Here is a 21,594-nt window from a genome sequence, read left to right on the forward strand (position 1 = left end):
GCAAATCGAATGGAGAGGGCGGGAAGCGGCAGCGAGGTCGGACTTCGGGCCAAGTTGGCCCGAAGTGACAAGGTTTATCAAATACGTTGCCAATAAGAAAAGGGTACAAAAAAACACCTAAGTGCAAAATTACACGAAAGGTGTCGAATAAAAAATGACCGCACTGGTCGGCCATAAATTGGTATATTATTTTAAAGTTATTTAGGATTTGAACGTCAGCTAAGCCAAGCCATTACAAATAGGTAATGGCTCCTCCCATACATAATATTGTAGCTTTGAGTACATAACAGGCTCCTATCTCAAAGCCGCGCAGACAAAGGGAGTATATTTTTCGCACCCCTCACTTTCTATGCAAAACAAAGCGGCGGCCTTGAATCTTTTTGATTACAAAACCGCCACTTAATTATATATTTTTCATTGGGCACAACATATTGCCTGCCAAATGACGGCTTTTTTTATATGCCGTCTGGCAGTAATTTTTTTATTCAGTTTCCATCACCTGCATTGTTATCACAGTAAATTGTGATTGCTTGGTTTATAAATTCTGATAAGCGTTCATCTCCATAGCTGTTGATAGTATTTGAAAAGCGTTCGTCCGAAATATATAGAATCCCTAAATACTGCAACATTTCAATAGAACAGTGATAATAATTTTCTGAAATGAAACTTCTCCATTCATGGATAACAGACTGAACACTTTTACTATCAGGGGATTCATTAATATGCTGAAAAACCTTCCCGAAAATTTCCCGAGCGGCACGGTCTAATACCTGCCACTCCTTGCTTTTTTCCATGCCAGCATATTTATTTTTATATTGCTGATAGGCTGTTGTATTTTCCCATCGTTCTAAAACTTCTTGATGATAACGCCGCTGTAATTCAATAATTTTATCCTCATTGAACACCGAAAAATTTATTTTACTTTCTCCTTTCAACGCTTTGCCAATAAGTTCAATTAATTCGTCGATACGCTTTCTTTTTAAAACGAGAATATCAACGTGTTTTTTTAGAGCTTCTTCTTTGTTGTAAACAGGTGCGGACATGATAGCTTTGATTTCTTTAAGATTGAAACCGACCTCTTTAAAAAAAAGAATTTGCTGTAATCTATCTAAATCTTTATTAGAGTAAAAGCGATATTTTGCGTCTGAAACACAAGAGGGGGATAATAATTCGATTTGGTCGTAATAATGCAAGGTGCGAATGGTTATACCCGTCATTTTCGCAACAGTATTCACTGTCATTAGCTCGTCTTTATTCATCCCAAAAGTCCTCAATCTCTCTAAGAATTTCTTCCGTAGATGTCAGAGTAGCTTCAATAATGGTTTTGCTTGTTTTCTTCAAATAATGCTTAATCATGTGGTAACCGCAAGCATATCCGGCGCAATATGGCAGACCTACAGGGAAATAACCTTGCATATTTGCCATTTCATCACCATAAAGATACGCTGTTATATTATCTAATCCTGTTGCGTCAAGTCCCTCTTTGATGATAGGCTTTATATATCCATTAAGCGTATCTGCATCTGTTTTTGCTACCCAAGGACCAACCATTTTTTCACCATAGATTGACACAGCAAAGTTTTCCGCTAACCCTTCGTTAACCATCATTCCGGCGAGTGATATATCATTTCTCCATTTCTCAAATTGGAATCGGATATTATGGTTACACTCATGTGCAAGAGCGACAGGCATGCGGTTCAAGGTATAGTCATTCGGAGTTAACGAGCCAAAAATATAACCGGGTATTCCACCGTCTCCGCAATATCCTTCGTTCAGTATGGTATATGGACTTTCCGGGTCAGCAAGCAGTATCGTAAAAAGATAATTTTTCACTGGAAGCTCAATACCTTCATTCACAAAAGCGTTAATAGAAACTTCGATAGATTTTTGACACTTGTCCCAAAACTGATTTGCAGAAAGCAATTCAACGCTTTCCCTTTGGGTGTCATTAATTTTTGTTGGTGTTAGAAAACCCAACATACTACTTGCCATAATCACATCATATCCATTTTTTTGCGGAGCTTTCAAAGGGATATTGTAGCAAGACCACTTAAATTCAAAGGGCTTCATTAACTCGTAGCGATAAATATCATCTTTTTTATCTGTTGGTGCGGTTAATATTTTTTTGTAAGTTTCGTCCGAACGGACACTTTTAATTTCCATATCATAAACTCCATTTCTGCTATTTCTATATATCACTATACACTATGACGTAACGAGAGAGTCAATAGATTCCTAAAAAAATTTCAAAGACTTTTATACTGGTTTTGGTATATATTTAAATGGTTTTACAATTATCCGCTAATCGGCAAGCAGGGCAAGTGTATTGACACTTGCACATTTTTGAGATTTTTCCTGACGGGAAAACTCAAAAATTGCTTGTTGGGGAGTGCCTTCCCCAAACCCTGCAACTTCGGGCCAAGTTGGCCCGAAGTCGGTGCGTTGCACCTCATGTTGCGTCATGTTCGCTATCGCTCCATTTCCTTATTTTTTTGCGCGTCCGTCAGGCCGAGCAGGTGGTCTATGTTGCTTTTCACCGTAACAATTTCCTGCATGGTCTTTTTGGTTTCCCGATACTCTCGGTAAGCCTTTTTCTTGTCGGCCGACAACCGCTGAAACTCCGCTTTGAGCGTATCCATTTTGGGGAGCTTCGCCCCGGACAGTAAACGCTGGAATGTATCCTGCGCCGCCCTGTAGGCGGCAATATCCGCTTCATGCTCCGCAAGATATTTCCGGCTATACTTCGCCGCTTTGTATCCTTCAAATACAGGCCGGACTTTTGCATAATCTACCACCGCCGCCTTTAGCTCCGTATTGATACGCAGAGCGGCTTCGGTGGCTTTTATGCTGTCTGAAAGCGCATGGAAATGGTCGGTAAGCTCTGTGGTCTTTTGCTCCAAATCCGCGTATTCCATCAGGCCGTTTTCTTGCAAATACTGTAACGCCGCCGCCTGTCAACGGCGGTTTAAATTTGCAATAAAACGCCGAATAAATTTTGTAGGTTTTCGGCGGGAGGAATGTCGGGTATAAAGTTAGATTACTGAGCGTTCTGCTCAAACAAGGTATTGACGATTTGCTGCTTTTGCTTCATGTACTCTTTGCGCTCTTTCAGGCGATAACTTTCGCCCTTGATGTTGATGACGGTACAGTGGTGAAGCACTCTGTCGAGGATAGCGGAAGCAATGGTAACATCGGCAAAAACTTCATTCCACTGGGAAAAAGTCTTGTTTGAGGTAAAGATGGTAGAGGCTTTCTCGTATCTTTTGGCAATGAGTTGAAAGAACAAGTTAGCGCCTTGAATATCCATGGGCAAATACCCAATTTCGTCGATGATGAGCACCTTGTAACGGATGAGGGTGCGGAGTTTGTCTGGTAGCCGATTCTCGTAGTGGCTTTTCTTCAGCTGCTCAATGAGGGTATGGCAGTTGATGTAGTAGGTGGAGTAGCGGTTTTTGGCGGCAACCATACCCAGCGCATTGGCCAGATGGGTTTTGCCAACGCCAGGTGGCCCCAAAAACACTACATTCTCAGCATTCTCCACGAACCGCATGGTAGAAAGCTCGTCGATCTGGCGCTTGTCGATGGAGGGTTGAAAAGAGAAATCAAAGTCCTCCAAGGTCTTCTTGATGGGGAAGCCGGACATCTGAATCTGCTTCTCGTAAGCTCTCTGACGCTTGCTCCTAGCCTCTTCGGTGAAGATATGATCGAGGACATCCACAATGTTGAGTTCATCCTTGATAGCTCGTTCCAGGTAGTTGTCGATGATCTCCAGGGTATTGCGCATTTTGAGGGATTCCAGGTTTTCTTTGAGTCGCTCGTACAAAACTTCACTCATACTGCGCCACCTCCGCTACTTCATCGTATGCGGACAGACTTGGCGGCCGGATAGGAAAATCAATGACATTGTCGCCGTCCAGCAAGGTGTTTTCGATGTCAAATGATTGCTTAAGGGTTAATCTTCGGTAATGTTGGGCATTGACTACCATATCTTTTTTCTGGTACGATATGCGGTGCAGGGCGATTTGCTTTCCTTCGTAGTAGGCGGCAAGCATGTTGTCCAGGGCTACGACTGCCACATCTCTGCCGACGTATTCTGCTGGTACAGAATACTGATTGCCGGCATACGAGATGAGGCAGTCTTTTTGTACCCGGCGCAGGTTGATTTTGTCGATGATATATTCTCTGGAAAGGGGGCTGAGGCCCTCTTTTTTTAGCCTCTCAAATGGAATCTCATTTGTGGTGGCGTGCACTTTCCCATTGACCTTGTTGCACCATGCCACGGCCTGTCCGTTTAGGTCGTCAAGCGAATTGTACCGGATTCCCACCATGAAATTATCCCGAACAAACGCCACTGTCCGCTCCACCTTGCCCTTTGTCTGGCCCCGGTAGGGTCGGCACAATACCGGCTTGAACCCGTAGAATCCAGCAAAATCCTCAAATTGTCGGTTGAGCGTGCTGTCCTCCTGCCGGAGCAGACGCTTGACGACCACCTGCTTCATGTTGTCGTACAGTATCTCCTCCGGGTAGCCGTGAAAGTACCGAAATGCGTTCTGGTGGCAGCGGATCAGCGTGTTGGTGCTCATGTCCGTCACAAATTCTATGTACCGCATCCGGGAGTATCCCAGCACCATCAGGAAGCAGTACAGCTTCTTCTGTTTCCCATCTTCCAGCACAACATGATCTTCAAAGAATGCCCAGTCCACCTGGCCTTGTAGCCCCGGCATCGTCTCAAACCGCACCGTTGCTTTCTCATCCAACTGTCCTTTTTTCCCTCGCACGTAGTGCTTCACGATGGAGTATTCTCCCGGAAATCCCATTTCCTTGATCTTCTCCAGTATCCGCAGCGCCGAATACGGCGCTTCTTCCAGCCACACGTCAATCTGTTCTTTGTATGGATCCAGTTTTGATGGCTTGGGATCTGTCAGGCTGTACACCGGTTTTGTGTCGGCCTGGGCATATCGTTTTGCTGTGCGTGGGTCTATGTTGTACTTGCGGGCGATCTCTGTGTAGCTCATTCCTTTTTGGCGGTCGCTTCGGATGTCCATCCAGTTGTCTCCTTCCATTTTGCCACCCTTTCTATCTGCTTTTTACAGACAGAAAAAAGTGTATCATATGTCATCCCTATCCGCCAGAAAACTGCATTTTTTAATTGGCACTTTCCTTCATTTTATCATCGGCGCTGACAGTCCATGTACGGGGCAATATCCTGGGCGTTTCCCCACCGGGCCGAGCCGTATTCAATGCCCTGGCGGTATTTCTTAGCGTTCTTGCCTTTGAAATAAACAACCAAGCGAATAACGGTCATACCCACAATGCCGACACAGAGGTCGAGCAGATGGAGAGAGGGCGCTATATTTTCAAAGGCTGCGTTAAAGCCTCCGCCCAGGTTAATGATTTTTGCGGAGAGGTCCGCACCGACCGCAAGCCGGAACGCCTGTCCGACTTTATCAAACAACCATAGGAACAGTACGTAAGGCAGGTTCGGGAGAATGATTTTCTTGATATTCACATTCATAGCTCCTGCCCCCGTTCTTTGGTCTTGACTTTTTCCCGCGGCCTATGCTGCTTTGCTTTCTGCCGCATTTGGGAAAGCAGTTTTCGGATGGAGGGCTTTTTCTCCCGGTCAAGGTTCTTTGCGGAAAACTCCTTGAATGCCGCTGTCAGCACATCAGCGTCTCGCCCTTTGAAAAACACCAAGTAACGGGGCGGCTGCGTGGAAATATCTTTTTTCAGGGCAAAGTCAACACCGTATTTTTTCGCCGTGTGCTCAAAGGCTTTGATATTCTCGTCAGTGATTTCAATGTTTGAAACGCCTGTATTGTGTTTCATAAGCTGCCGCAAGGTCTGTTTGCCTTGATGAAACCGGGGCTTTTTCTTTTTCTGCGCCTCCAGCAGCTTTTTAAGGGCTTTCTGTAAAACAGAGGCGGTCAGCTTTGCCGTTTGAATGGATAAGGCTATGGTTTTTTGAGTAACTTCTTCCTGCAAGGGCTACCTCCTTTCTCCGCTGCCGTACAGGTCGTGGTTTACCAGGGCAGAGTAATAATTTCCAATGGTGGCCGGAGCATTGAACAGTGCTGCCAGAAGATATTTCTTGATGTTGCGGACATAAGTGGTGTTGGCCGCCATACAGTCAAGCACATACTGGATGTGGCTGCTGTCCAGCTTCAAAAGCCGGGACTTTACCACCCCGGCGGGGAAGTCATCCCCCGATATGCGGATGGTCTGCCTTGCGGAACAAACCGTATCCACAAGCAGTTCCACGATTTCATCCAGACGGTCACGGTCAAGTTTGCGGTCCTGAATGAGAATGTCATACTCGATATTTTCTAAAATGATTTCACGGTATGTTTCTCTCGTATCCATTCCTATCCCATCCGCCGCCTGCGGCTCATAAGGATTTGATAAGATAGGATTTGATGGTTCCGTACTTGATAAATCAGTTATTGATTTTTGGTTACTTGATTTCTTAGTATTTAATTGTGCGGGATTTCCCTGTTCAGGTTCTTCCATGACTGGATTATCCAAAACTGGATTTTCCCGTTCAGGTTTTTCCTGTTCAGGCAACGGCAGTTTAGGGTGCTCCAAGATGGTGTATTCAATCGTGGTGAGTTGCCCTTTGGAATTGCGGATACGCTCACGGATGATGTACCCGTGTTCTTCCAGTTCCTTTACCGTGGCGCAAATGCTGTCCACGCCATCCCTGCATATCCGGGCAAGCCCCTTTGTGGTGTAATCCCAATTTTCCGGCAGGGAGAGCATGAGGGAGAGAAGCCCCTTTGCTTTCAGCGAAAGTGCCGTGTTGCGTAGATGGTGGTTTGCCATCACCGTATAATCCCTGGTTTTTTCTATGCGGAATACTGCCATTGCGTATCAGCTCCTTTCCGGGCGGCTCCGCATTATAGAGGCTGTTCCCTATGGTCGTAGAGAAGATGGCCGGATGATACTCTGGCATGGTTTCTGATTTTAATTTCATTGCGCCCCTGAGAGGCCAATGCTTTTTTGTATCCCTCGTCCGTCAGGAACAGACGCATACGCTCACCTTTGAAACCAACGGGGGATTCATGGGAAAGCACATCAAAGAAAATCATGTGCCGGGTATCGGGAGCGAAACGCTCCAGGTCCATAATGTCGTGCCCTGCCAGTTTGGAGGCGCCGGATTTCTTCCGGGCTTCTTCCAACAGTTCACCAATGGTTTTTCCTTTGCTCATGTGTAACAGCTCCTTTCCTAAAAATGGGCATAAAAAAACGCCATCCGTAGGCTTGTGTGCCATTCAGATAGCGTTTGGTGTGGTTATTCGGTTATATGTTTTAGTTTGTTGTTGCGTGAAACCCTTGTAAACAAAGGCTTTTTCAGCTTTGAGCATAAATGTATGTAGCCGTGGGACCAGTGGGGCCTGTCGCCCCGTCAGTGCCGGTTGGTCCGGTGGGACCAGTTGAACCAGTAGAACCTGTAGCACCGGTAGGACCTGTAGAACCAGTCGCACCTGTTGTACCATCGGTGCCAGTAGGACCTGTAGGACCAGTGGGACCTGTCGCCCCGTCAGTGCCGGTTGCGCCTGTAGGACCGGTAGGACCAGTGGGACCTGTCGCCCCGTCAGCGCCGGTAGAACCGGTTGGCCCAGTTGAACCCGTCGTGCCATCGGTGCCGGTCGGTCCAGTGGGACCTGTTACGCCATCAGCACCGGTAGAACCTGTAGGACCAGTGGGACCGGTAGGACCAGTTGCGCCATCGGTGCCAGTAGGACCTGTTGGCCCAGTAGAACCGGTTGCACCACCGGTGCCTGTTGCTCCGGTAGGACCAGTGGCACCCGTTGCTCCAGTTGTGCCTGTCGATCCGGTGGGACCTGTTGGTCCGGTCGCACCTGTCGCCCCGTCAGCACCGGTAGGTCCGGTAGGACCAGTGGAACCTGTTGGTCCGGTAGGGCCAGTTGAACCCGTCGAGCCTTCGGTGCCAGTAGGACCGATTGGTCCAGTGGAACCTGTTGGTCCGGTAGGGCCAGTTGAGCCAGTCGCGCCTGTTGCCCCATCAATGCCGGTTGGTCCGGTTGCCCCGTCAGCACCAGTAGGGCCGGTTACGTTGGGATTTTCAATCGAGACAATGGCAGAGCCCTGTGTTACTGTAATATCCAGAGTCGTGGATTCAAAGATTAGGTTGTCTCCGACTCCCATGGTGGCAGAGCCAGTGGTTCCAATTACATTAAACAATAGATCGCCTGCAAAGGTGCCGGTAGGACCAGTAGCACCGGTCGGTCCGGTGGGACCCGTTGCGCCGGTTGCACCAGTGGCACCGTCAGTACCAGTAGGGCCTGTAGCTCCGGTGACCCCTTGAATACCCTGAGGGCCGGTAGCCCCGGTGACCCCTTGAATACCCTGAGGGCCGGTAGCCCCAGTGACCCCTTGAATACCTTGAGGACCAGTGGCCCCGGTGACCCCTTGAATACCCTGAGGGCCGGTAGCCCCGGTGACCCCTTGAATACCCTGAGGGCCGGTAGCCCCTGTGAGCCCTTGAATACCTTGAGGGCCTGTAGCTCCGGTGACCCCTTGAATACCCTGAGGGCCAGTAGCCCCGGTGACCCCTTGAGTACCTTGAGGGCCGGTAGCCCCGGTGACCCCCTGAATACCCTGAGGGCCGGTAGCCCCGGTGGTGCCCTGAATACCCTGAGGGCCGGTAGCCCCGGTGGCACCTTGAGCGCCCTGAGGACCAGCAGGGCCTTGAACGCCCATGGGCCCTCTGGGCCCGGGAGGGCCAACACAGCAACACCCGCCGCCACAATTGCATTGATTGTGGTGGTAGGATGAATCAAAATTATTTGACATGAAATACCTCCGCCCATGATTTGATCTTAAATAGGTGCATTTTTCACACTGCAATTTAGTATATGTGGGTTCAGCACATGGTGATATTCAGGGGATTTATAAAAAATTTACAGTGATGGATAAATTGAAATCATCCATAAAATACCTATATTATAATTTTGATTCTTTTTAAAGAATTTTTTGCATTCTTGAGCATGCTGTATGATGTTTTCTCGATGATATAAGTATTCTGCGCGCAATAACTTTGACCGAGAAATATTCAAAAATGAATATCAAAAGGTTTACTGTGGGATACTTTTAAAGCACAAAATGGAAGTGCATGCTGACAAAAAGAAACATGAGAAAACAGTATTTCGATATTGATATACAATTAACAATATGCTATACTAATTTTATCTTTAATAAAGTCAAAGGAGGATCTTCATGAAAGGCTTTGCAATGAAAAAAATTGGTGAAATAGGCTGGACCGAGAAAGAGATTCCGGCTATCGGCCCCAACGATGCGTTGGTTCGCCCCACTGCCATTTCACCCTGTACTTCCGATGTACACACCGTATGGGCAGGTGCGATCGGCGATCGTGAGGATATGATTCTGGGCCACGAAGCAGTTGGCGTTGTAGAAGCTGTCGGCGAATTGGTTAAGGATTTTAAACCCGGTGACCGTGTTGTGGTTCCTGCCATTACACCGGATTGGAATTCTCTGGAGGCACAGGGCGGATATTCCATGCATTCGGGCGGTATGCTGGCGGGCTGGAAATTCTCCAATTTTAAGGATGGTGTATTTGCTGAGTTTTTCCATGTCAATGATGCAGACGGAAATTTGGCCCATCTGCCTGATTCCATTGATGATGCAGCAGGTGTTATGCTTTGTGATATGATGCCCACCGGTCTTCACGGCGTGGAGCTGGCTGATGTACAGTTTGGTGATAAGGTGCTGGTTATCGGTATCGGGCCTGTAGGCTTGATGAGCGTGGCCGGAGCGGCTCTGCGGGGTGCCTCTGAAATTTTTGCTGTAGGCAGCCGGCCCAACTGCATTGAAATTGCCAAGGAATACGGCGCTACCCATATTATCAATTACCGCAGCGGCTCTATCGAAGATCAGGTGATGGAGCTCACCCAAGGCAAGGGCGTGGATCGCGTCATCATCGCTGGCGGTGATGTGGATACCTTTGCCACCGCTATTAGAGTACTCAAGCCGGGCGGCAGAATCGGAAATGTTAACTATCTGGGCGAGGGCGATTACATTCAGATCCCCCGTGTAGAGTGGGGCTGCGGTATGGCTCATAAGCAAATTGCCGGTGGATTGATGCCGGGCGGCAGACTGCGTATGGAAAAACTGATTGCTTTGGTAGAGGCTGGACGTATTGATCCTTCCAAGCTGATCACGCACCGCTTTGATAGTTTTGATAAGGTTGAGGAAGCTCTTCTCATGATGAAGGACAAGCCCAAGAATCTGATTAAGCCTGTGGTTTTTATGAAATAGGGATTGTTGAATAGGAAAAAGGCCGGTGCTCGAACGCACCGGCCTTTTTCCTATTCACCCAAGCTATGAGAAACATTTTCCGACTGCCTCTCAAGATTTTTTAGGGTGATTTTAGAATCCAGACGAATCATAAAAAAACCGGCGCAGCTTTATGCTGTGCCGGTATACTGCAAGTGGTTTCAAAAATTAGCCGATAAACATCTGGGTAATATACAGGTAACCGTTGGAATCGGTCACAATTCCCAAGCCGATTTCAGTGAAGGAACTGTTGAGAATATTTTTGCGGTGCCCTTCGGACTGCATCAGAGAAGTGTGAGCGCTGTTGAGGAAAGCATTTTTAGCCAAATTTTCACCTGCTGTTTTGTAGCTGATGCCAAAATCGCTCATCATTTCAAAGGGAGTGCCATAGGTAGGAGAAGTGTGATCAAAATATCCACGGTCGATCATATCCTGCGATTTGAGGCGAGCGACTTTGCTCAGTTCGGAATTCAAGGTCAGAGGAGCAACACCTGCATTTTTACGCTCGGCGTTGATCAAATCCAGCATCTGGGTCTCCAAAGTGGTGGCGCTTCCATCGTCCGAATTGGAATTATCGCTGCTTCCGGGATTGGAAGGAGTAGGGTTGGAGGGCTTGGGGTTGGAAGGCGTGGGCGCAGAAGGCTCAGATACCTCAGGCTCAGAAGGCGTGGGGGTTACCGGAACCGATGGACAAGAAGAGCCTGTATTACAGTCCGGGTTTGTGGGAGTTGTCTGATTGGGGCAGAGGGAATTGTAAAGATTGTTCAGATCGACATTCCCACTTTGGAAAGAATTTAAAAGATCAGAAGGGGAATAAGAGCTGATTACAGTATTGCCATTGTTGCAGTTTGCATTGCTGCCGTTGTTGCCATTCAAATTGTTACCATTGCTGCCATTGTTGCAATTCGAATTGTTACTGTTGTTGCAGTTTGCACTGCCGGAACTGAACTGCCGAACAATACCCGCATATGTACAACTGGGATCGCTGTTGGTAATGTATCGGTAGCTGGATGCTGCCATTGCGGGTGTTGCCATTGCGGCCACCACCAATGCACTTGCTGCACCGGAGGCAATAAGCCTTAAATTCTTTTTCCACTGCTTGTTCATTTAAGAATCCTCCTTTGGATCAAAGTTTAGGCACAGTATACAACTCAAATTCCAATTAAGCAATAAAAATAGGGGAATCTTGCCATGGTAATATCTGCTCCCATTTTTAGGAATATATAAATTCCCTATGATCATCAGGGAATGCAGGGATTTTCTAAGCACCAAAATATCTTGAATTTTTTAATTAAAAAGCATTTTTTATAGAAAATTTGCTGAAAAATATCGAGTTTTTCCTTTTAAGCCTTTAGGCAGGGGGGGCATAAAAGGAGACGTAAAAACACAAAATTCGCTGAAGTTTTTGAAGCATAGAAAAACTCGAAATTTAATATATATGAATTTTTTTGAAAGAGCTGAAATCAATTGCAGAATAAAAAAATGCCGCCGCTGCTGTTTTTTTATTTTAAAGCCATAAAAGGTACAATTATCCCGAAAAAAGGCGATTTCCGACAAATTTGTAGGTATTATTCATAAAATAATTGCTTGACATGGCTTTTTTTATATGCAATAATAAATTTAGCAACAAAATGTAATCGATTACATTTTTTGTCGAAAGTCTGTCATTTCAGCTACAATCAGTATCCAAATGACTATACAGAACGAGTGATGTTGCGCTTTTGCACCGTAATAAAGCCCTTTGAGGCTGTTGTGTTGCACAGCAATAACTGGTTAGCAAGAATTTTATCATAAAGGAGCGAGAGATATCATGGCCACTATAGCGGATGTTGCAAAAAAAGCCGGTGTATCGGTCGCCACGGTATCCAGAGTGCTCAACAAACAATCCACAGTGTCGGGCAAAACAGTTTCGCGGGTGAAGGCTGCCATTGAGGAGCTCAGCTATGAGCCAAACATGCTGGCAAGGAATTTCAGGCGAAGCGAAAGCCGGGTTATTCTGATTCTGGCGCCCAACATCACCAACCCCTACTATGCGCACATCCTCTCGGGCATCGGCGCAAAGGCACGAAGCCTTGGCTACAGTGCTCTCATTTGCACAACCGAAGAGGATAAAGCCCGAGAGGCCGAATACCTGGATATGTTGGCCAAAAATAGGGCGGATGGTGCAATTCTGCTGGCTACAGAAAACGACGAGGATTACTTCCGGGAGATCGTTTCTCAATACTCGCTGGTGCAGTGCTCGGAGCCTTTTACTCACTTAGAAACCGCTCATGTTTCCATCGATAATTACAAAGCCGCCCGCCATGTGGTGCGGCATTTGCTGGATACGGGGCACCAGCGGATTGCCACCATCAGCAGTGTGAACAACTATACCTCCACCGGCCAGCGCCTCATGGGTTACAAGGATGAGCTTCTGGAAGCAGGCCTTGCGGCAGAGCCGGAGATGATTGTTTACGGCAGCCGGGATTATAGCTTTGCCAGCGGCTACGAGGCGGCAAAAAAACTTTTGCAGCAAAGGCCCAGGCCCTCCGCCATTTTCTGTATATCGGATATGTTGGCGCTGGGGGCTGTGCATGCGGCAAAGGATATGGGGCTTTTGGTTCCGGGAGAGCTTTCGGTCATCGGCTTTGATGATGTTGAATACGCCACCACCTTTTCGCCTGCTCTTTCCACGGTAGCCCAGCCCTGTTATCAGCTTGGGGAATGCTCTATGGAGCTGCTTTTCTCTCTGATGAATGGTGGGGATGTGAGCAAAAAGCAAATGGTTTTGGATTTCAATCTTATTATTCGGGATTCATCGGCTCCGCTTCATGCGGGGCTATGAAAATAAAAAAAATCAGGGGGTCCTTTTCACCATGAAAACAAGAAAGCTTTTATGTGCAGCTGTTGCCCTGATGCTTGTAATGGGTGCCTTGACAGGCTGTGGAGGCACACAGGCTCCGGCCGGCAGTGCCGCTTCGGCAGCACCCAGCGCAGCAGCGCCAGCATCATCTGACTCAAAGGAAGCACCTACCGAAAATATTCGTATCGGTGTTATCATGCCCTCCGCAACCCACGGCTTTACCGGTGAGAGCATTCAGCATGCCGAGGCCGAAATTAAAAAGCTGGCCGAAGAGCGTGGCTTTGAGTACAAATTCCTCACTGCTGAGGAAGCTTCCGGTCAGGTTACACATGTGGAAACTCTTTTGACTTGGGAACCCCAAGCCATTGTGATGTGGCCCATCGAGGGCGATGCCCTGCGCAGTGCCGCTCAATCCATTCTGGATGCCAACATCAAGCTCGTTATTTATGACCGGTTGATTGAAGGCTTTACCCCGACTGCCGAAATCATGGGTGATAACGAAACCATCGGCAAAATGACCGGCGAATACTTCAATAAATTCTTTGCAGATGATCTCGCCGCAGGCAAGAAGATCAGTTATCTGGAATTCATGGGCGATTCCTCCACTGTTCCGAAACAGCGTTCCGATGGCTTTAAATCCACCATTAACGAGGCCTTTGTTGTGGCCAATGAGCCTTACAGCACCGGCTGGCAGCGCCAGACCGCCATGGAGCAGATGGAAAACTGGCTCAACACCAGTGATGCCGCCAAGATCGAAGAATTGAGGGCTATCTTTACGCATGACGATGAAGTGGTTCTCGGTGTTCTGGATGCACTGAAAAACTACAGCGGTCCTGCCAAGCTCAGTGTCAAGCTCCTTTCCGGCGTGGGCGGGCGTAAAGAAAACATTGCCACCTTTGCTGACCCCGGTGTGGAAGGTCTCAAGCAGGTTACTTATATGTTCAGCCCTTCTATGATTCGCAATGCTGTTCAAATGGGTGTTAACGCCGCTTATGGTGAGCAGTATAACGGCAAGGATATTGGTGGGCTGGTTCTGATTGATACTGTGGAAATTGATGAAAGCAATCTGGCCGAATACGAGGCCTCCGACCTGTTTAAAGAGCGCTACAGCATCTAAAAGCCAAGCACTCATTCTGCATGCCGGCAGATACAAGCATTTGTTTGAATGAAGGGGCCGACCGGCTGTAGTCGGTCGGCCCCGCAGGCTGTAGACATAACTACCTTTAGCTTGAAAACCTCATGGTTCTGATGCGTAATTCTTCCGAAGTCGAATTGATTTCGACGCAGGAATACTACTTTTTGCGCCGGAGCGGTGCAATCCGGGGGGAATATGGGGGGCATTGGATGCCCCCCATAGAGGGTGTAGACTTTTGTCTACACCCTCAGGGGCCGACCGGCGGGCAGTCGGTCGGCTCCGGCCTTTTGAGCACACCGGGGCAACCCGGAAGAAAATTCACTCCAAGCCAAATGCTCCGGGCAAAAATCCGGGTGAAGAAAGTGAGATGAGCCCCTTATGCTGGTAGAAATGAAAAACATTTCCATGGATTTTGGGCCTGTGCGTGCACTCAATAACGTCAGCTTTACTGTTGGCCCTTCTGAAATACACGGGCTCTTGGGTGAGAACGGTGCGGGAAAATCCACCCTGATGAACATTCTGGCCGGATCTTTCTTGCCCAGTGAGGGGGAAATCTGGATAGATGGCCGCGGGGTTGTGATGGATGGGGCAAAAACAGCCAACCACAACGGCATACGGTTTATCCATCAGGAGCTAAACCTGTGCAACGACTTGACTGTTTTTGAAAACCTGTTTTTGACTGAGGAAATCAAAACAAAGCTTGGCTTTTTGGATAGAAAAGCCATGATCGAAAGAACCGCCTCGGTGTTCCAGCGAATGAAGGTCAGCATTGATCCCACGGCGCTGGTGGCCGATTTGGAAGCCTCCAAAAAGCAGATGGCGGAAATCGCCAAGGCCCTGCTCTTTGACTGCAAGCTTATTATTATGGATGAACCCACCACCAGCCTCACCAGCAGTGAGATTGAGGTTTTGTTTGAGATTATGAACCAGCTCAAGGCGGAGGGTGTCAGCTTTATTTACATATCCCACAAAATGCCGGAAATTTTTGAAGTTTGTGATCGCTACACTGTTCTGCGGGATGGTACCTTTATCCAGAGCGGCCAGCTGGCTGAAATGGATGAGCACCGGATCACCGAGCTGCTCATCGGTAAATCCTTGGTGGATGCCGACCTAAAAGAGGCGGCAGGCACCGCCGTTGCCGAAGAGGTGGTGCTCTCCCTGGAGGGGCTCAGCGGCAGTGGCTTTTCGGATATAGATTTGGAGCTGCATCGAGGCGAGGTTGTAGCGATAACTGGCTTGCAAGGCTCGGGCAGCAGCCAGCTTGTGGATGCCCTGTTTGGGGCCGCTCCCATTAAAAGCGGGCGCATCCTGCTGGATGGTAAGCCGGTCAATGCCCGCTCCAACATTCGCAGCCGTATGCGGGGCGGTTTAGCTCTTGTACCCCGCAACCGAAAAGAACGGGGAATCCTCACCGATCTTTCTATTTACGATAACCTTTCCATGGGCTTTTTCAACACCAAGCACAAGCGCCCTTTCATCAGCAAAAAAGAAGAAACACAGCGCTTTTCCCGCCAAAAAGAAGCCCTTGCCATCAAGACCGATCACCCCTCCAACCCCATCACCTCCCTTTCCGGGGGCAACCAGCAAAAGGTGATTCTGGCCCGCTGGCTGGAAACGGACGCCGATGTTTTCCTGCTGGATAACCCCACACAGGGAATCGATGTGGGCAGCAAGCACGAAATCTATAAGCTGATTCTTTCGTTGGCAAAGCAGGGCAAAGCGCTGATCGTGTTCACCAAGGAATTCCCGGAGCTTTATAAGGTAGCCGATCGGTGTGTGGTGCTCTATAAGGGGAAAATCAACGCCCGGCTGGAACGGGATGAGCTGGATGAATCCACCGTGATGTATTATTCCACAGGCTCGAATCTGGAGGTAACGAGATGAACGGACTAAAATTGGGCGGTTCCAAAAAAATGGCCCTGCGCAGCTTTATGACCAACTATAACTTTGTGGTATCCTTTGTGCTGCTTCTCATTGCGGCTGTGGCGGTCAATCCCTCCTTCCTGCGGTGGAACAACATCTCCAACCTGTTTGTGCAGGGCACCATTGTGGGTATTGTAGCTATGGGAATGAGCATGATTGTTTCTGCCGGCATGATCGATATTTCGGTGGGTGCGCAGGTGGCTTTGATTTCCGGCCTTGGGGTGCTGGTGCTCAACCAGACCGGCAGTGTTTTTGTCATGCTGCTGTTCTGCTGTGCCCTTGGCGGTTTAATCGGATTGTTTAACGGCCTGTTGGTGGCCAAAGGCAAAATGGCCCCCATGATTGCCACGCTGGCCATGCAGTCCATCTGCCGTTCCATTATCACCCAGCTGGGGCAGGGTGGGCCTTTCACCGTTTCCAACGAAAATTACGAAAGCTTTCGCCTCATTGCCGCCAGCGGCTTTCAACTTACCGAAAAGGTTCGCCTGCCCTATATGATGATTATTTTCTGCATCGTTTCCTTTGGTTTTGCAGTAACTATGGACCGCACCAAGTTTGGCAAGCATGTCTATGCTGTGGGCAGCAACGAAACCGCCGCATGGCTGGCCGGCATTAATGTGCACCGCATCAAAATTGCCGTGTTTGTGATCACCGGGCTTATGAGCGGTGTGGCTTCTCTGCTGTATGCCTCCCGCCTTACTGCTATTCAGGCCTCCAATGCGGGGCTTAACTTTGAGATGGATGCCATTGCGGCCGTTGCCATCGGCGGCACCGCCATGAGCGGAGGCCGGGGCAAAATTATGGGCACCTTCCTGGGTATCCTCATGTTCCGCATGATCAACAACATTTTGACCATGGCCAATGTACCGCCCTTCCTCAGCGGTCTTGTCAGCGGCATTATCATCATTGTGGCGGTGCTCATGCAAAACTTCCAAAATAAAAAAAGATAAAAGAGGGTGGTCAGCGTGAAAAATCAGGCTGACCGTGATGTGCCAATCGCTCTCCGCTTATGGCGGGAACCGCGATTGATGCACAAAGAGACCATTCCTTTTTATGGTCTTTTTGTGTCAGAACATATGCGAAAGGAATGGTCTTAATCATGCTGAAAATTGGTATCATCGGCTGCGGCAAGATCACAGAGGTACGCCATGCCCCGGAATACCACGAGAACCCGGCATGCAGCCTGACTGCCTACTACGATGCCGACCCGGCTCGCTCCCAGACTATGGCGGCTCTTTACGGCGGCAAGGCCTGCTCTTCGGTGGAGGAACTGCTGGCCGAAAATCTGGATGCAGTCAGCGTCTGTGTAGCCAATAAGGATCACGCCGCCGTTTCGATAGCGGCTTTGGAAGCAGGCTTCCATGTGCTGTGCGAGAAGCCGATGGCTTCCACCTTAGAGGAGTGCTTGGCCATGAACGCCGCCGCCCAAAAAGCGGGAAAGCTGCTGATGATTGGACACAACCAGCGGTATGCCAGAGCCCATGTCAAGGCAAGGGAGCTGATTGCCCGGGGTGAGATCGGGGAGATTTTAAGCTTTGCCACCACCTTTGGCCATTCGGGGCCAGAGGGCTGGACCGGGCTGCGCAACTCTTGGTTTTTTGATAAAAGCAGGGCCAGCTTTGGCTCTATGGCGGATTTGGGTGTACATAAAACCGACCTGCTCCATTACCTGTGCGGCCAGCGGATTGTGGAGGTTACCGCTACTTTGCAAACCTTGCACAAGACCTTCCCGGATGGTTCTCCCATCACGGTGGATGACAACGCTGTCTGCCTGTATAAAATGGAAAACGGCGCAGTGGGTACCATGCGGGTCAGCTGGACCTTTTATGGCGAAGAGGATAATTCCACCCGCATTTACGGAACGGGGGGCTGTATCCGTCTCTACGATCACCCCCGGTATGCGCTCATTGTGGAGAAGCCCCAAGGGGAAAATACCTATTATGAGCTGGATAAAATGACCAGCAACGAGGAGCAGACCACCGGCCGCCGCACCAGCACCGGTGTGATCGACGCTTTTGTGGATAGCATTCAAAACGGAACCCCTACCGTGGCCTCAGGGGAGGAAGCCCTCAAAGCCATGCGGGTGATCTTTGCGGCGGAAGAATCGGCCAGAACCGGAAATACCATTCAGGTCTCGGAGGACTGAGCGACCTGGGAATACCATAAAATGAGGAGGAATTTGCCATGGCAAGACCCATAACGTTGCTGACCGCCCAGTATGGTGATCTTTCCCTGGAGGAGGTTTGCCGTCTGGCCGGCTCCATCGGATACGAAGGGCTGGAGCTGCCTACCCAATGCCACATTGATGTTCACAAGGTGGTGGAGGAGCCGGGCTATGCCCAAAGACTCAAGGGAACACTGTCCGAATATAACCTTTCTGTCTGGGCGATTTCCGCCCATTTGGCGGGGCAGTGCGTGGGGGATAACTGGGATCAGCGGCTGGATACCTTTGCCCCCTCCCGGCTGTCCGGTAACCCGGAGGGTATCCGAAAGTGGGCTGTAGAAGAAATGAAAACCACTGCCCGGGCCGCACAGGCTCTGGGAGTAAAAGTGATTACCGGCTTTTTAGGCTCCACCATCTGGGGTTATTGGTATTCCTTCCCGCCCACCACTAAGGAAATGGTGGATGAAGGTTTTCGCAGAATCAAGGAGCTTTGGTCACCCATTTTTGATGTATTCGATGAATGCGGTGTCAAGTTTGCACTGGAGGTGCATCCCACCGAGATTGCCTTTGATTATTATAGTACCCAGCGCCTACTGGAAGAGTTTGAATACCGCCCCACGCTGGGCATCAACTTTGACCCTAGCCATCTGGTCTGGCAGGGGGTGAACCCAACCACCTATCTGCGGGATTTTCAGAGCCGTATTTACCATGTCCACATGAAGGATGTGAAGCTGAGCCGGGATGGCAGAGGCGGTATTTTAGGCTCTCATTTGGATTTTGGAGACACCCGCCGGGGCTGGAATTTTGTTTCGCTGGGTCACGGGGATGTGGATTTTGATGGAATTATCCGGGAGCTGAACCAGATGGGCTACGATGGCCCCCTTTCGGTGGAGTGGGAGGATTCCGGTATGGAGCGCAACTTCGGGGCGACCGAGGCCTTTGAATTTGTAAAGAAAATCAACTTTTCTCCCTCAGATGTAAGCTTCGATGCCTCCATGAAAATGAAATAGCCGATATGCTCGCAATAAAAAAGGTTCATCTGCTGTAAGGCAGATGAACCTTTTTTCGTTTTGCTTAAGAACCACCGGCTTTGCCGGTGGAGAAAGACCTTATAGGTATGGACAAGAAAAAAGCTCCCCGATATATTAAAAGTTAAGGTCTGCCAACCTAACTAAAAAATCGAGGAGGTCTTTAAATGAAAGACATAAACAGTTTAGAACATACCAAGTGGAGATGTCAATACCACGTAGTATTTGCACCAAAATACAGGAGACAAGTAATATATCGGGAAATTAAAGCAGACATAGGGTTTATCCTAAGGAAATTGTGTGATCAAAAAGGGGTAGAAATTATAGAAGCGAACGCATGCCCAGATCACATCCATATGCTAATCAGTATACCACCAAAGTTTAGTGTATCGCAGATAATGGGGTATCTAAAAGGGAAGAGCAGCTTAATGATATTCGACCGTCATGCAAATTTGAAGTACAAATATGGAAATAGGCATTTCTGGGCAAGAGGGTATTATGTGGATACAGTAGGGCGGAATAAAAAGCAGATACAGGAGTATATCAAAAAGCAATTGGAGGAAGATGAGCTATCCGATCAGATGAGTCTCAAGGAGTACACTGACCCGTTTACGGGTAGCAAGAACACCAAGGCATAAAAACGTACCCCTTTAGGGGTTGCCCGAGAAAGCAATGCGGATGGCAGATCTTTCGGGACCCCTTTAGGGGTACTGTCTGTATTGTGCCCTTCTAGGGCTTATTCAAGCCTCCGGCTTAGCCGGAGGTTTTGACTGGCGGGGTATTAGTCTTTCAGCCAGCGCTCTAAATTGGCTGTGACAAATGCATCGTCATTGAGATGTGGATACATGGCATAAACACGGTCAATTTCTTCTTTCTGGCCGGGGGAAAGAGTTTCCTCCGGGTTTAGGCACCAGATGCCTTCCAGCAGACCCTGACGGTGCAGCACCTCGTGAACCCCGGCGATGCATCCGGCAAAGCCGTGGGATGGATCAAAAAAAGCAGCGTTGGCATCGGTAATCTGGGCGGCTAAGGTCATCAGCTCGGGAGTGAACTGCCCCTCTTTCCGATACTGGCGAATATTTTCCAGCAGCTCCACCGCTTTTTGTGTCCAGACAGCCCAGTGCCCCAGCAGGCCGCCTTCAAAGCCTTTCCGGTAAGTTATGCCACTTTCCTCAAAGCAGAAGGTGGTCATTAAGTCGGCCACAATGTTGTCGTCGTTGCCGGTATAGAGGGTGATTTGATCGGCACGGGGCGAGGTTGCAGCGGCACGAACCATATCCAGTGTCTGGTATCGGTCAAAGGGGGCGGATTTCAGTGCCACCATATTTTCGATGGCGCAGAATTCCCGCCAGAAATCATAGGAAAGCCGCCGCCCTCCGCAGCTGGTCTGCAAATAAAACCCAATAACCGGCAAAATGGCAGCCACTTTCCGGGCCCTTTCCAGCAGGTAGCGGTCATCGTATGCAGACAGTCCACCCGGGCTGAGCAAAACAGCATGATAGCCCAGCTTTTTGGCTAGGGTGGCCTCCGCTACCGCTTGCTCCACCGGCCCGCAGACACCGGCTACCTTGACCACTGGCCGGCTGCTTGTGCGGATATAAGCCTCTGTTTCTTCAGCGGCCAACTGCAGCAAAGGCTGATAAAGGCCATATTCCGGCTTGCGGATTTCAAACTGGGTGGTGTGAACCGCCACGGCCAAACCGCCTGCACCGGACTCCAAATAATAGCGGAGCAGGGCACGCTGTCTTTTCTGATCCCAGCTTCTGTTTTTGTCCAAAGCCAGCGGCACGGCCGGAATCACACAGCCGGCCCGCAAAAGCTCCAGAGCGTCCATTGATTGTTTCAAGCAACACACCAGCCTTTTCATATTGTTGAATTGTTTCTGCTTTTCTGGCAGTCGGTCAGAGTGGAATCGTCCTGCCTGTTTTGTTGGTATTATATAGTGCAATTTTGCTAAATGCAAATGGGCCATGTGGTTCAGAACAGTTTCTGGGGATACTCTTATTCTATAGCCCGCCATAAAAGGTTTCTCTTTAAAATGCCGGTATAATAAGGAAAAATCAATTAGGAACAAAGGCGCTGCTATTAAATTGCAAAGGAGATATAGAAACTTTTTTCTTTTCCTCATGGACAATTAACAAGAGGAAAAAGCCAATATTGTTAAATCGAATGAAAAAAATTCAGC

At 48.8% G+C, this 21,594-nt stretch carries 19 protein-coding genes and 2 pseudogenes; 8 read left to right on the forward strand and 13 right to left on the reverse strand.

Annotated elements, in window-relative coordinates:
* Nucleotides 1–485 precede the first annotated feature (485 nt).
* The 11 genes and pseudogenes from U6B65_13900 to U6B65_13950 all read right to left on the reverse strand — a co-directional run bounded on the left by U6B65_13900 (nucleotide 486) and on the right by U6B65_13950 (nucleotide 8,817).
* On the reverse strand, nucleotides 486–1,259 hold the full coding sequence (locus U6B65_13900; protein WRS27402.1) for a MerR family transcriptional regulator: 774 nt from the start codon (nucleotides 1,257–1,259) through the stop codon (nucleotides 486–488).
* Entirely contained in the window at nucleotides 1,252–2,163 is a 912-nt protein-coding gene (locus U6B65_13905) for a DUF2268 domain-containing protein (GenBank protein WRS27403.1), read from the reverse strand. The genes U6B65_13900 and U6B65_13905 overlap by 8 nt, the downstream gene beginning before the upstream one ends.
* A 138-nt stretch (nucleotides 2,164–2,301) precedes the next feature.
* The gene (locus tag U6B65_13910) at nucleotides 2,302–2,463 is read right to left on the reverse strand and encodes a hypothetical protein (protein WRS27404.1); all 162 of its coding nucleotides are present in this window, start codon (nucleotides 2,461–2,463) and stop codon (nucleotides 2,302–2,304) included.
* Between the two features lie 5 nt (nucleotides 2,464–2,468).
* Nucleotides 2,469–2,951: pseudogene (locus U6B65_13915) on the reverse strand (hypothetical protein).
* Nucleotides 2,952–3,037: 86 nt separating this feature from the next.
* Complete coding sequence (istB, locus tag U6B65_13920) at nucleotides 3,038–3,835, reverse strand: IS21-like element helper ATPase IstB (protein WRS27405.1); 798 nt, start codon at nucleotides 3,833–3,835, stop codon at nucleotides 3,038–3,040.
* The gene (istA, locus tag U6B65_13925) at nucleotides 3,828–5,045 is read right to left on the reverse strand and encodes an IS21 family transposase (protein ID WRS27406.1); all 1,218 of its coding nucleotides are present in this window, start codon (nucleotides 5,043–5,045) and stop codon (nucleotides 3,828–3,830) included. The genes istB and istA overlap by 8 nt, the downstream gene beginning before the upstream one ends.
* A 140-nt stretch (nucleotides 5,046–5,185) precedes the next feature.
* Nucleotides 5,186–5,515 (reverse strand): annotated as a pseudogene (locus U6B65_13930) (type IV secretory system conjugative DNA transfer family protein).
* On the reverse strand, nucleotides 5,512–5,985 hold the full coding sequence (locus U6B65_13935) for a PcfB family protein (GenBank protein WRS27407.1): 474 nt from the start codon (nucleotides 5,983–5,985) through the stop codon (nucleotides 5,512–5,514). The pseudogene U6B65_13930 and the gene U6B65_13935 overlap by 4 nt, the downstream one beginning before the upstream one ends.
* Before the next feature lie 3 nt (nucleotides 5,986–5,988).
* Nucleotides 5,989–6,864: a DUF6017 domain-containing protein gene (locus U6B65_13940; protein WRS27408.1), complete on the reverse strand. Its 876-nt coding sequence runs from the start codon at nucleotides 6,862–6,864 to the stop codon at nucleotides 5,989–5,991.
* A gap of 32 nt (nucleotides 6,865–6,896) precedes the next feature.
* Nucleotides 6,897–7,208, reverse strand: coding sequence for a DUF5720 family protein (locus U6B65_13945; protein ID WRS27409.1), 312 nt, complete (start codon nucleotides 7,206–7,208; stop codon nucleotides 6,897–6,899).
* Nucleotides 7,209–7,350: 142 nt separating this feature from the next.
* Nucleotides 7,351–8,817: a hypothetical protein gene (locus tag U6B65_13950; GenBank protein ID WRS27410.1), complete on the reverse strand. Its 1,467-nt coding sequence runs from the start codon at nucleotides 8,815–8,817 to the stop codon at nucleotides 7,351–7,353.
* Between the two features lie 423 nt (nucleotides 8,818–9,240).
* Between U6B65_13950 and U6B65_13955 the strand changes: the two genes are divergently transcribed.
* Nucleotides 9,241–10,299, forward strand: coding sequence for an NAD(P)-dependent alcohol dehydrogenase (locus U6B65_13955; GenBank protein ID WRS27411.1), 1,059 nt, complete (start codon nucleotides 9,241–9,243; stop codon nucleotides 10,297–10,299).
* Nucleotides 10,300–10,485: 186 nt separating this feature from the next.
* On the opposite strand, the gene U6B65_13960 is transcribed toward U6B65_13955, so the two are convergent.
* Nucleotides 10,486–11,424 carry a CAP domain-containing protein gene (locus U6B65_13960; GenBank protein ID WRS27412.1) on the reverse strand — a complete coding sequence of 313 codons (939 nt, stop codon included), beginning with the start codon at nucleotides 11,422–11,424 and terminating at the stop codon, nucleotides 10,486–10,488.
* 703 nt (nucleotides 11,425–12,127) lie between these two features.
* Between U6B65_13960 and U6B65_13965 the strand changes: the two genes are divergently transcribed.
* The 7 genes from U6B65_13965 to tnpA all read left to right on the forward strand — a co-directional run bounded on the left by U6B65_13965 (nucleotide 12,128) and on the right by tnpA (nucleotide 20,047).
* Nucleotides 12,128–13,141 carry a LacI family DNA-binding transcriptional regulator gene (locus U6B65_13965; GenBank protein WRS27413.1) on the forward strand — a complete coding sequence of 338 codons (1,014 nt, stop codon included), beginning with the start codon at nucleotides 12,128–12,130 and terminating at the stop codon, nucleotides 13,139–13,141.
* Nucleotides 13,142–13,172: 31 nt separating this feature from the next.
* Entirely contained in the window at nucleotides 13,173–14,276 is a 1,104-nt protein-coding gene (locus U6B65_13970; protein ID WRS27414.1) for a substrate-binding domain-containing protein, read from the forward strand.
* A gap of 396 nt (nucleotides 14,277–14,672) precedes the next feature.
* Entirely contained in the window at nucleotides 14,673–16,178 is a 1,506-nt protein-coding gene (locus U6B65_13975) for a sugar ABC transporter ATP-binding protein (GenBank protein WRS27415.1), read from the forward strand.
* On the forward strand, nucleotides 16,175–17,167 hold the full coding sequence (locus U6B65_13980; protein ID WRS27416.1) for an ABC transporter permease: 993 nt from the start codon (nucleotides 16,175–16,177) through the stop codon (nucleotides 17,165–17,167). Before U6B65_13975 ends, U6B65_13980 begins: the two co-directional genes overlap by 4 nt.
* A gap of 149 nt (nucleotides 17,168–17,316) precedes the next feature.
* Nucleotides 17,317–18,363, forward strand: a complete 1,047-nt coding sequence (locus tag U6B65_13985) for a Gfo/Idh/MocA family oxidoreductase (GenBank protein ID WRS27417.1) — start codon at nucleotides 17,317–17,319, stop codon at nucleotides 18,361–18,363.
* A 38-nt stretch (nucleotides 18,364–18,401) separates the two neighbouring features.
* A complete protein-coding gene (locus tag U6B65_13990) occupies nucleotides 18,402–19,391 on the forward strand; it encodes a sugar phosphate isomerase/epimerase (protein WRS27418.1) in 990 nt (329 codons plus the stop codon).
* 185 nt (nucleotides 19,392–19,576) lie between these two features.
* Nucleotides 19,577–20,047, forward strand: coding sequence for an IS200/IS605 family transposase (tnpA, locus tag U6B65_13995; protein ID WRS27419.1), 471 nt, complete (start codon nucleotides 19,577–19,579; stop codon nucleotides 20,045–20,047).
* A 143-nt stretch (nucleotides 20,048–20,190) separates the two neighbouring features.
* Here the strand turns inward: tnpA and U6B65_14000 are convergent, their stop codons facing one another.
* Nucleotides 20,191–21,264, reverse strand: coding sequence for a dihydrodipicolinate synthase family protein (locus U6B65_14000; GenBank protein WRS28961.1), 1,074 nt, complete (start codon nucleotides 21,262–21,264; stop codon nucleotides 20,191–20,193).
* Between the last annotated feature and the right edge of the window lie 330 nt (nucleotides 21,265–21,594).

Source organism: Oscillospiraceae bacterium MB08-C2-2, assembly GCA_035621215.1.
Classification (GTDB): Bacteria; Bacillota; Clostridia; order Oscillospirales; family Ruminococcaceae; genus WRAV01.

Excerpts from the sequence above, each read along its gene's own strand:
- U6B65_13905 (WRS27403.1), bottom strand. The coding sequence starts at position 2,163 with ATGGAAATTAAAAGTGTCCGTTCGGACGAAACTTACAAAAAAATATTA.
- tnpA (WRS27419.1), top strand. The coding sequence starts at position 19,577 with ATGAAAGACATAAACAGTTTAGAACATACCAAGTGGAGATGTCAATAC.
- U6B65_13950 (WRS27410.1), bottom strand. The coding sequence starts at position 8,817 with ATGTCAAATAATTTTGATTCATCCTACCACCACAATCAATGCAATTGT.
- U6B65_13940 (WRS27408.1), bottom strand. The coding sequence starts at position 6,864 with ATGGCAGTATTCCGCATAGAAAAAACCAGGGATTATACGGTGATGGCA.
- U6B65_13910 (WRS27404.1), bottom strand. The coding sequence starts at position 2,463 with ATGACGCAACATGAGGTGCAACGCACCGACTTCGGGCCAACTTGGCCC.
- istB (WRS27405.1), bottom strand. The coding sequence starts at position 3,835 with ATGAGTGAAGTTTTGTACGAGCGACTCAAAGAAAACCTGGAATCCCTC.
- U6B65_13945 (WRS27409.1), bottom strand. The coding sequence starts at position 7,208 with ATGAGCAAAGGAAAAACCATTGGTGAACTGTTGGAAGAAGCCCGGAAG.
- U6B65_13965 (WRS27413.1), top strand. The coding sequence starts at position 12,128 with ATGGCCACTATAGCGGATGTTGCAAAAAAAGCCGGTGTATCGGTCGCC.
- istA (WRS27406.1), bottom strand. The coding sequence starts at position 5,045 with ATGGACATCCGAAGCGACCGCCAAAAAGGAATGAGCTACACAGAGATC.
- U6B65_13985 (WRS27417.1), top strand. The coding sequence starts at position 17,317 with ATGCTGAAAATTGGTATCATCGGCTGCGGCAAGATCACAGAGGTACGC.
- U6B65_13955 (WRS27411.1), top strand. The coding sequence starts at position 9,241 with ATGAAAGGCTTTGCAATGAAAAAAATTGGTGAAATAGGCTGGACCGAG.
- U6B65_13960 (WRS27412.1), bottom strand. The coding sequence starts at position 11,424 with ATGAACAAGCAGTGGAAAAAGAATTTAAGGCTTATTGCCTCCGGTGCA.
- U6B65_13990 (WRS27418.1), top strand. The coding sequence starts at position 18,402 with ATGGCAAGACCCATAACGTTGCTGACCGCCCAGTATGGTGATCTTTCC.
- U6B65_13975 (WRS27415.1), top strand. The coding sequence starts at position 14,673 with ATGCTGGTAGAAATGAAAAACATTTCCATGGATTTTGGGCCTGTGCGT.
- U6B65_13970 (WRS27414.1), top strand. The coding sequence starts at position 13,173 with ATGAAAACAAGAAAGCTTTTATGTGCAGCTGTTGCCCTGATGCTTGTA.
- U6B65_13980 (WRS27416.1), top strand. The coding sequence starts at position 16,175 with ATGAACGGACTAAAATTGGGCGGTTCCAAAAAAATGGCCCTGCGCAGC.
- U6B65_13900 (WRS27402.1), bottom strand. The coding sequence starts at position 1,259 with ATGAATAAAGACGAGCTAATGACAGTGAATACTGTTGCGAAAATGACG.